Source organism: Chryseobacterium antibioticum (assembly GCF_012927325.1).
Lineage (GTDB): Bacteria > Bacteroidota > Bacteroidia > Flavobacteriales > Weeksellaceae > Chryseobacterium > Chryseobacterium antibioticum.
In genome coordinates this window covers 1-10442 of sequence record NZ_JABBGI010000051.1, presented here as the reverse complement: position 1 = coordinate 10442, position 10442 = coordinate 1, and the positions used below count along the sequence as shown (strand labels likewise).

Genomic DNA, 10442 nt, shown 5'->3' with positions numbered 1-10442 from the left:
ATCAAAATGGAACTTCGGGATATGATTACTGCAATTTTAATCGTATTTGCGGGAGGGGATCCACGAAAGGTTTTCAAAACATAAGAATGCAAAAAAAAATGACCGGAATTTCTTCCGACCATGACTAACTGAACACAGACTTTTTTTATTTAATCTCCTCAACATCAGGTCGGAACTTAAGAATGATCTCCATTATAATGATGTCACGAATGGGAAAATACTGAAATGGCTGCCTTTTATGTTTTTCGGAGGTGAAGGTTCTATCACAAAATCATATCGACATCGATATGTCACACGTTTTCATCACCCAATTCCACGGCATTAAAAGAATCTGGCTTTTTCCCTGGGAGCAGTCGGATCTGATGTATAAACTGCCCTACAATTTTCATAGCTTACCCAATATCAAAGATCCCGACTACAGAGAATTTCCCGCCCTGCTTTATCTGGATGGTTACGAAGCGGTCCTAAAGCCGGGTGAAACCCTCTACATCCCTTCCGGCTGGTGGCATTATATACAATATGAAACTGAAGGTTATTCTGTTTCTGTAAGAGCTCTTCCCTCCAGCCTTCTCGAAAAATGGCGCGGCTTCAAAAATATGGTGTTCACAAGGAATTTTGATAATATAATGCGTAGACTCTTTAAAGAAAAATGGTTCGGATACAAAGTAAAAACTGCCAGAAAAAGAGCATCACGGTCTACAAGAAAACAAAAAAGCTTTCTGATCTGAAAGCTTATTCATGATCATATTTAACCCTTAAATTTTTTAACAATGGAATTACTGTATGCAATAACATCTGCTGAGCGTGCTCACTATTTTTACTATCCGCTTTTTTAACATCTTTTCGGCTGGTGAAACTTTCCAGATCATTATCAGATAAACTCTCACCTGCTTTTGCCATTTTGTGGTATTAATTTTTCGTGACTGCTATTTCTAAAAATGAAAAAACGGACCATGAGTCCGTTTTTGTTATTTAATTTAAATTTGTCAAGATGAGAAGATGGAAATTACTATGTATCCTTGGCAAGGTTTAAAACCTTGCCAAGGATAGTTTGAGACTTTTCTCCGGACTAGTTTATTGAAAAATTAATAAAACATTATCCAGTTCTGATTTTGGCTTCAATAACTTCCCTCTTCCAGCTTCAAACTTCCTGACTATTTTAATGTTTGACAAATTTTATATTTTTCTCCTCAACCGTCAATATATAAGTTCCCGGAACAAGCTCTGAAATCCCGATTGATTTTCCAGGCTGATACACTTCTTTTCTGATCAGCTTTCCATCTATAGAGTGAATGGAATAGTCAGCTGACTGATCTAACCCCTTCAGGAACAATTCATTCTTAGCAGGGTTTGGATACAACGCAAAGTCTTCCTTCTCTGCAGAAGATACACTTAATGTATTATCCTGAACGACTGTAGAGTTTTTATCCAGAATCTGATTTTCATAATTAAACTGAACACTCGCAACAGGGAAAGGAACTGTTTCCAGGAATCCCTGATTATTAGTAGTATGATTTAAAACAAAATAAGCAGTTTGCCCTCCGGTTCCGTTTACTTTGATCGGTAACGGCATTTCAAAGAAGCTTACAGAAGCATTACTCTGCGTCTGTCCTGCTTTAAACAAAATTTGATTTCCGGTCTGTCTCCATTTAATGGAATACGTAGGATACCCCTGCCCATATAGCCAGTCATTAAAAAACTCTGTAAAATCTTTTCCGGTAGACTGAAGAAATGAAGCTTTAAAATCTGCTGTACTAGCATAACCATACGCTAAATTCGGCTTGGCATGATAGTCTTTCACCGCCTGGTAGAAAACATCATCTCCCAATATCCACTTGATCATTCTTACGATATATCCACCTTTCGCATAGGAAAGTCTGCTGCTGAAAATACGGTTGGAGTTGGACAGTTCAGCATCTGAAACATAGGTACTTCCTCCGGTACTGCTTGTAATTAAGTTTTTCTGACCTACCAGAAAGTTCATAAATTCAGTATTCGTCATGAGAAGTTTCTCATTGGCTACATGTTCTCCGAAAGTTGCAAAACCTTCATTCAGCCAGATATCATTCCACGTAGCACAGGTTATTTTATCACCAAACCACTGATGAGCAAGCTCGTGAGCAATAATATCCCTGCTCCAGCTTCCCATAGAAGACATGGTCTGATGCTCCATGCCACCACCCCACTGAAATTCCATATGCCCGTATTTTTCGTTGCGGAAAGGATAAGGCCCGAAATAGGTTTCAAATGTGGTCATGATCTGTTTTGTCCATTCAATATTAGCCATTCTTGTTGCATTGGCATTGGTTGAAGGGAATACATAATTCACAAACGGAAAGGGCGGATTGCCAATGGTACTGGTTAGTTTCGTGAAATTGGTAATAGAAAGTGCAATCAGGTAGGCTGCTGTAGGATAAGCCGTTCTCCAGAAAGTAAGTTTTTTTGAACTTGGAAGTAGCGTTTCAGACATCAGTTTACCATTTGCTGCCACATTGTATTGTGAAGGTGTTGTTATTTTAAAATCAAATCTTTCAATTTTATCGTTAAGGCTCTGCTTGGTAGGAAACCAGTCCTGTGCACCGTAAGGCTCACTTAGTGTAGAAAGAACTGCAGTTCCGCCCTGAGTACCATTAAAAAAAGCACCATAACCTGTAGAGGGAGCTCCTGAATAATTGATGGTCAGGGAATCCAGTGTATTGGCAGGAATAGAAGCCGGAAAATCGATTTTCAACTCATCTGTTGGAAGCTGCTGAAAACTTAAGTTTGTTCCGTGATAATTCACCTGAGAGACTGTAAGAGCATCTGTAAGATCAAAATAGATGCTGCTCATATTCTGAGTGGGCTTAAAATGAGAAGTGACAGAACCCGAAATATTATAGACCGCAGGATCCAGGACAATATCCATTCTCTGGTATTGCAGATCATAATTTAAAGTATTGGCACTCAAATTGTAAGTAGCCATTTTGTTGGAGAAAGATTTCATCTCCTTTGCTACCAATCCTTTCTTTTCAATATTGTGATCATGTTCATTCTGGCTGTAGAATACCTGCGGAAGCAAGAAGCTCAGAATCAAAAGATAAAGTGTTTTCATATCCAATAAAATTATGCGCATAAATATAGATAAAAACCTCTCAATCAGTGATCAAAAGGTTAATTTTATGCAAAAATAGACATTTATATAAAAAACAATGCGAATTTATAATTATAATAATATTTATTTCATCATATCTTTAGTAATACATGATTTTATAAATCATAAATACAAACACATCTTTATTTTATTTAACAATCAACCTCATTAAAAACGATATATTATTGAATATAAACCAGATATTACTGTCATTTTTTTAATATTTAATGAATTTTATCTGCTGTTCCTGAATAGTAAAAATATAAGTTCCCGGAACCAGTTCTGAAATTCCGATTGTTTTTCCAGGCTGATACACCTCTTTTTTTACCAGTTTCCCGTCCAGAGCATAAATTGAATAATCCGCAGACTTTTCAATTCCCTTCAGGTACAGTTCATTCTTTGCCGGATTTGGGTATAATGCAAAACTGTCTTTTTCTACAGACGACAAGCTTAAGGTGTTATCCTGAACAACGGTAGAATTTTTCTCCAGAATTTGATATTCATAATTGAATTCAACACTAGCAACCGGGAAAGAAACCGTTTCTAAGAAACCTTGATTATTAGAGGTATGATTTAAAACAAAATAGGCGGTTTGCCCTCCTGTTCCATTCACTTTGATCGGTAAAGACATTTCAAAAAAGCTTACAGAAGGACTGCTCTGGGTCTGTGAAACTTTAAACAGAATCTGATTTCCGGTCTGTCTCCATCTTGTAGCATACGTAGGGTAACCTTCACCATAAAGCCAGTCATTGAAGAATCCTGTAAAATCTTTTCCGGTAGATTGCAGCAATGATGCATTAAAATCTGCAGTTCTTGCATAACTATAGGCTAAATTAGGTCTGCCATGGTAGTCCTTCAACGCCTGATAGAAAACGGCATCACCAAGAATCCACTTGATCATCCTTAAAATATAAGCCCCTTTTGCATAGGTCAGTCTGTTGCTGAATATCCGGCTTACATTGGAAAGTTCAGCATCCGGAACATAGGTAGAACCATCCGGAGCGGAAGTGATATTGTTGATCTCTCCCAGCATAAAATTTTTGAATTCAGCGCTGGTCATGAGTAATTTTTCATTGGCCAGAATAGCCCCAAAAGTCGCAAAACCTTCATTCAGCCAGATATCGTTCCATGCCCCGCACGTCACTTTATCTCCGAACCATTGGTGGGCCAGTTCATGGGCAATAAGACCTTTACTCCAGCTTCCCATGGACGACATCGTCTGATGTTCCATCCCCCCTCCAAATTTGAATTCCATATGGCCATACTTTTCATTACGGAAGGGATAAGGCCCGAAATAGGTCTCGAAAGTATTCATGATCTGTTTGGTCCATTCAATATTGGCCATGCTTGTTGCATTGGCATTGGTGGAAGGATACACATAATTAACAAACGGAAAGGGCGGGTTTCCCATAGTATCATTGAGCTTCACAAAGTTAGTGATGGAAAGGGCGATCAAGTAGGCCGCTGTAGGATAAGCCGTTCTCCAGAAAGTAAGTTTCTGACTGCCGGGAAGAGTTGTTTCAGACATCAGTTTTCCATTGGCAGCGACACTATACTGGGAAGGAGTGATGATTTTAAAATCAAACCTTTCAATTTTATCATTCATGCTCTGCTTCGTCGGAAACCAGTCCTGTGCCCAATATGGTTCATTTAAAGTACAGAGAATAGGAGTTCCGCTTTGGGTAGTGGTTGAAAAACCATTCCCAGTCACAGGAGCACCTGAGTAATGGATCGTTAATGAGTCCAGAGTATTGGCGGGAATTGAAGCTGGAAAATCTATTTTAACTTCTTTTGTCGGAAGCTGCTGAAATGTCAGATCCGTTCCGTGATACTGCACCTCGGAAACAACGAGAACATCGGACAGATCAAAATAGATGCTGTTCATATTCTGATTAGGCTTAAAATGAGAAGTCACTGAACCTGAAACCTGATACACTGCAGGATCCAGATTTAGATTCATTCTCTGATACTGGAGATCATAGTTTAAAGTATTGGGATTAATATTATAGGTAATCATTTTCTTCGTAAAAGCTTTCATTTCTTTTGCGATGAGACCCTTCATTTCAATATTTTGTTCCTGGCTCTGGCTGCAGAACTGCTGGGAAAGGAAAAGTCCCAGAACTAAAAAGTAAAATTTTCTCATACTCAGGATATTAGATATAACCAAAGATAAAAAAAACCTTCTAATCATTGATTAAAAGGTTTTTGAAGATTGAAATTAATATTTTTTAAAGATCCAGAGCCGGCTCAAGAATTTTTTCCATTCTTTTCTTTACCATATCTACAGATCCTGAATAATTGTTAACCATTAAAGAAAACACCAATGTTTTTCCTGAGTTGGTTTTCAGATATCCTGCCAGAGTTTTTACTTTATTCAAAGTTCCTGTTTTAGCAAAAACCTGTCCGTTTCCGGTTCCGATGAACATTCTTTTCAGGGTTCCTGACTGTCCTCCTACCGGCAGTGAAGTGAAATATGTTTTGTAATATTTCTCATCCATTAATGAGGTTAAAAACTTCACCTGGGAAATCGGGGTTACATTATTACTTCTTGAAAGTCCGCTGCCATCCATATAATTCAGTCCTATCATATCGAAACTTTCATTCTTCAGGTGGTCCGTTACCACTACTCTTCCTGATTCTGAAGTCTGATCTCCCATTTTCTGGAAACCTACCGTTTTCAGTAAAGCTTCTGCCAAAGAGTTATCACTGTGCTGGTTGGTGTAAAATATGATATCACCCAATGTAGGAGATTTATACGCTGAAACCAGTTTTCTGCTCTCAGGAGCTGCATCCGTCATTTTAGGGGTTACTTTTCCTGTTACTCCAATTCCGCTTTTTACCAGTGTTGTTCTGAATGTATTGGCAAGATAAGCCGGAGCATCGGGAAGTTTTGTTGTTAAAACACCGTCTCCTTCATACTTTTCGGCATAAACCATCTGTTTTGCGTAAGGAGAAACATAGAAATACTTTTTATCAGAAATAAGTCCTGATTTTTTTACGATCAGCTTTTCGTTGGCTGGATTGATCTCGCGGGTAGTTCCTACGGGCAGATAATAATTATTGTTTTCAAGCCATACAACATTTTCCGGAAGCATTGCAATATTGCCTTTGAAAAGCGCTGTCTGAATGATAATATCACCGTTTACCTTTCTGATACCTTCGCGGGAAAGTCCGCCCATGAAGTCTGAAATAATGTCTCTGTAAGACCATGCACCCGCTTTATTGGTTCCTAAAGAAGGGTCACCACTGCCTATGAGATACAAATTTCCATTTAAAACTCCATTTTCATCAATAGTCCCTGAATATTCCAGCTGTGTCATCCAACGGTAATTCTCCCCTAAAAGGCTTAAAGCAGTTTCCGTTGTTAATAATTTGGTAGTAGAAGCTGGAACTAAAGGAGTATTTTCGTTGTACGAAGAGATCACCTTCTTCGTTTTCGGATCATACACTACGAATCCCCAGGTTGCATTTTTCAGCACAGGATCCGCCATCATTGTGTTCACATTAATGTCTACAAGCTCTTTGGCCGACAACATTGTTTTCTCCGCTACCGAAGTAATGGGAGAAGGCAAGTTCAAAGTATTTCTTTGATTATCGTAAGCCTGAGAGTAAAGAACTGTAGAAACGGTAGATTGAGCAAGGAAAAACCCAGAAGCCAATACCGCTACGCTTGAAATATATTTTCTGTAATTTACCATCTATCTTTTTTTGGTTTCTATAGTTTGACGCTATAAAAAATGATAAGTTAAATCATCCAATTAAAGAGCCAAACACTTAATCAACGACCAAAAGTAGAAATTATTGTCAGATAAAGAGTCACAGATGCCTTATAAAAGACCGTAAAGTTTGTTAAAAATTGTTAAAAATCTACAATAACATCTTTTTTAATACTTTGATAAGCAGTAATTTCATCAAATTCATTCAAACTTAACAAAACCATTTTTTTGAATTCATCATACTTTTTGCCGCGTGGAAGTTTAAGCATAATCTGGAATTGATACAAATTATTAAGCCGCGCAATCTGAGCTCTTTCGGGTCCTAAAACACATTCTTCGGGAAGGTATTTCCTTAAAATAGATCCTAAAAACTGGGAAGCCCGGTTCACTTTGTCTTCTTTCCTGTGCTTAAGCTCAATCATAATGAGTTTTGTGAACGGCGGATAGTGGAATTTCTGACGCTCGGTAAGAATATATTTATAAACTTTCGCCGGATTATTCATCTTGATCAACTGAAAAACAGAATGATCCGGATTATAGGTCTGAATTAAAATTTTTCCTTTCCCGGAAACCCGTCCTGCTCTTCCTGAAACCTGAGTGATCAGCTGATAAGCTCTTTCTTCAGCTCTGAAATCCTGCACGTAAAGCAGGGAATCAGCTTTCGGAATCGTCACCAATTCGATATGATCAAAATCAAGACCTTTAGAAATCATCTGTGTTCCCACGATGATATCGGTTTCGCCATCTTCTATTTTTTCGTAGAGTTTTTCATACGCGAATTTCTTACGCATAGAATCCACATCCATTCTGTCAACTTCATGGTCCGGAAACATTTTGGAAACTTCTTCATGAATCTGCTCTACCCCAACTCCCCTTTCATTCAGGTTTTCGGACTGACATTTCGGGCAGCTTCTCGGTTTTGAAGCTCTCTGTCCGCAATAGTGGCATTTCATTTCATTAGCCGCCTTATGGTACGTCATCACCACATCGCAATTCGAGCAGTAATTGACATAGCCGCAACTTTCGCATTCTATGACATTCGCATAGCCGCGACGGTTATGAAGCACGATGGCCTGATTTTTTTCATCAAGCGTTTTTTTGATCTCATCAATAAGCTGTAAAGAAAAATTCCCGGACACCTTTTTGGAATCCTGGGCCTCTTTAAAGTTGATGAGTTCGTATTCCGGTAAATTCACATTTCCGAATCTTTCATTCAGGAAAATATACTTTATTTTATCTTTTCTGGCGTTATAATAGCTTTCTACAGAAGGTGTGGCTGATCCCAGAATCACTCCGGCCCCGTACAGATTCCCCAGAACCAACGCAGCATCTTTTGCATTGAAATTGGGTGAAGCCTCTCTGGGTCTGTAAGCAGAATCATGTTCTTCATCCACTACGATCAATCCCAGATTCTGATAAGGCAGAAATAAGGCATTCCGAGTTCCGATAAGAATTTTGATATCATTCTGCTTGATTCTCCGCCACACTTCCACACGCTCAAAATCCGTTAGTTTCTGATGATAGAAACCAAGCTGTCTGCCATATTTCTTTTCTAATCTTTGGGTAATCTGTTTGGTCAGAGAAATTTCAGGAAGCAGGAACAGAACATTTTTCCCTTCTTCAATACATTCTTCAATTTTCTCTAAATAAATATGGGTTTTTCCAGAGGAAGTGACCCCGTGAAGCAATACATTTTTCCCTTCTTCAAAGGCTTCATCAATCTCAACTCTGGCTTCTTTCTGCTGTTCGGAAAGTTCTTCAAGCTCTTCAATTTCGCCTTCATAACTTTCGATCCTGTCTTTCTGCATATAATATTCTTCGACAAGACTTTTATCTGCAAGGGCTTTAAAATGGGAACTTCCGAAATATCCGTCTTCAAACAGCTCTGCTTTTTTGATTGGAATATCGGGATGTTCTGTCTGCTTTTCCAAAATTGCCAGGAAAAGGTCTTTCTGCTTCGGAGCTTTGTTCAGTTTTAAAAGAATATCTGTCAGGTTCCGGTTTCCCAAAACCTCATCATTGATCTTTACGTAAGCTACTTCTTTGGCTTTATATTTTTCAGCAATTTTTTCATCAATTTCAATATACTGCAAATCGATGAGTGAATTGATTGTTTTGATGATATCTTTTTTAGGAACAAATGCTTCAATATCGGTCAGGTTAATCAGCTGGCGTACTTCCAAAGCCTGGATGAGGTACATTTCATTGACATCCAGGTTTTCAAAATCAACTGTAATCCCAGGTTTTAGTTTCAAATAGGTTTCGCTTTCCAGTTTTAAAGAGGAAGGAAATGCGAAGCGATAAATCTCGCCCAATTTGCTCAGATAGTAGTCTGAAAGCCAGTTCCAGAAATTAATCTGCTCTTCAGGCAATATCGGTTTGTCATCCAAAATGCTGATGACTTCCTTAGCCACAAAATTTTCAGGGGCATTGTCGTGAAGTTCAAAAACAATCCCAGTATAGATTTTCTTCCCGCCAAACGGCACCAACACTCGCATTCCCGTCTGAATATAAGACATTAGTTCTTCGGGAACTTTATAGGTGAAAGATCCTTTTAAATTAAGTGGTAAAACGATTTGGGCGTATTGCAAGGGAAATTTTTAAAGTGTAAAATTAGATTTTTCTTTAGAGAACTGCAATTTTTTATTGAGATTGTATTCTGTCATTGTGAGGAGGCGTAATGAGTTATATTAAAATAAAGTGATGGGTTATTTACTCAGACCAATTTATCCATCAATACAATGATTTTTTTGTGATGAAATTTAAATTTTGGCTAAAGCCGTTTTGCTTTATTATTATAATTTAAACGGGCTAAAGCCCAATGTCATTAAGATATGGATTTAATACGTTGATTATCAGTTATTTTAATTGTTTTTTTGGTTTGTTTTTTGTATATTTAACAGAGAATCAAGCAGTTAAATTGAGAAGAAAAAATACTAATGATATTCTCTCTTCTCTTCAATTCGAAATTTCTCATAGCTTTACAAAGAAAAGATTTGTATTTGATGTACGAGATTTCAGCAGAAACAGACGTCTTTCTTTTTCGGTAACCCTATTATTTATGATTAATTTTTTAACCAAAAGTTTATCCCTTGAGATTGTTAACTTTTTAAGTTTTCTTAAGAGAAAAGAAATTCCTCAGAAATCATTCAGCAAAAGCGCTTTCGTACAAGCGCGTAAAAAAATAAACCCTGAAGTCTTTAGTTATCTGAATGAAAAGCTGACTGAAGAATTTTACACCGATAATATGGCTGTAAAAACGAGGTTTTCAGGAAAACGAATTTTGTCCGTAGACGGTTCCCGACTAACCCTTCCCCGGACAAAGGAGTTAGAAGAAATCTATGGCAGAAAGAAAAATCAGACAGAGACTTATATTATACAGGGCAAAGCTTGTGTTTTGTACGATGTACTTAATAAAATAGGCATTGGCGGTGTTTTATCTTCTGTGGATACCGATGAGCGTATTCAGGCAAAACAGCTTTTGAAATACTGCAGAAAAGGAGATTTGATTATCTACGACAGAGGGTTTGCGTCTTTCGATTTTATGTATGAACATAAAAAAAGAGATCTAGACTTTGTCATGCGGATGCGTTTGG

General features: G+C 37.8%; 7 protein-coding genes. 2 read left to right on the top strand and 5 right to left on the bottom strand.

Going from position 1 to position 10442, the window contains the following annotated elements:
- Positions 1–287 precede the first annotated feature (287 nt).
- Positions 288–728, top strand: a complete 441-nt coding sequence (locus tag HHL23_RS21880; protein ID WP_228464939.1) for a cupin-like domain-containing protein — start codon at positions 288–290, stop codon at positions 726–728.
- A 4-nt stretch (positions 729–732) separates the two neighbouring features.
- Here HHL23_RS21880 and HHL23_RS21875 read toward each other — a convergent pair whose 3' ends face one another.
- The 5 genes from HHL23_RS21875 to priA form a co-directional block, all read right to left on the bottom strand.
- The gene (locus tag HHL23_RS21875; protein WP_169236861.1) at positions 733–900 is read right to left on the bottom strand and encodes a hypothetical protein; all 168 of its coding nucleotides are present in this window, start codon (positions 898–900) and stop codon (positions 733–735) included.
- Between the two features lie 259 nt (positions 901–1159).
- On the bottom strand, positions 1160–3091 hold the full coding sequence (locus HHL23_RS21870) for a M1 family aminopeptidase (protein WP_169236860.1): 1932 nt from the start codon (positions 3089–3091) through the stop codon (positions 1160–1162).
- 256 nt (positions 3092–3347) lie between these two features.
- Positions 3348–5273, bottom strand: a complete 1926-nt coding sequence (locus HHL23_RS21865) for a M1 family aminopeptidase (RefSeq protein ID WP_169236859.1) — start codon at positions 5271–5273, stop codon at positions 3348–3350.
- Between the two features lie 85 nt (positions 5274–5358).
- The gene (dacB, locus tag HHL23_RS21860; protein WP_169236858.1) at positions 5359–6828 is read right to left on the bottom strand and encodes a D-alanyl-D-alanine carboxypeptidase/D-alanyl-D-alanine endopeptidase; all 1470 of its coding nucleotides are present in this window, start codon (positions 6826–6828) and stop codon (positions 5359–5361) included.
- Positions 6829–6989: 161 nt separating this feature from the next.
- Complete coding sequence (priA, locus tag HHL23_RS21855; RefSeq protein WP_169236857.1) at positions 6990–9437, bottom strand: replication restart helicase PriA; 2448 nt, start codon at positions 9435–9437, stop codon at positions 6990–6992.
- Between the two features lie 470 nt (positions 9438–9907).
- On the opposite strand from priA, the gene HHL23_RS21850 reads away from it, so the two are divergent.
- Positions 9908–10442 (top strand): transposase (locus HHL23_RS21850; protein ID WP_169236856.1); only part of this gene is annotated, 535 nt, incomplete at its 3' end.

What these genes read in the sequence shown, in the direction of transcription:
- HHL23_RS21880 (WP_228464939.1), top strand. Translation starts at nt 288, where the DNA reads ATGTCACACGTTTTCATCACCCAATTCCACGGCATTAAAAGAATCTGG.
- HHL23_RS21875 (WP_169236861.1), bottom strand. Translation starts at nt 900, where the DNA reads ATGGCAAAAGCAGGTGAGAGTTTATCTGATAATGATCTGGAAAGTTTC.
- HHL23_RS21870 (WP_169236860.1), bottom strand. Translation starts at nt 3,091, where the DNA reads ATGAAAACACTTTATCTTTTGATTCTGAGCTTCTTGCTTCCGCAGGTA.
- HHL23_RS21865 (WP_169236859.1), bottom strand. Translation starts at nt 5,273, where the DNA reads ATGAGAAAATTTTACTTTTTAGTTCTGGGACTTTTCCTTTCCCAGCAG.
- dacB (WP_169236858.1), bottom strand. Translation starts at nt 6,828, where the DNA reads ATGGTAAATTACAGAAAATATATTTCAAGCGTAGCGGTATTGGCTTCT.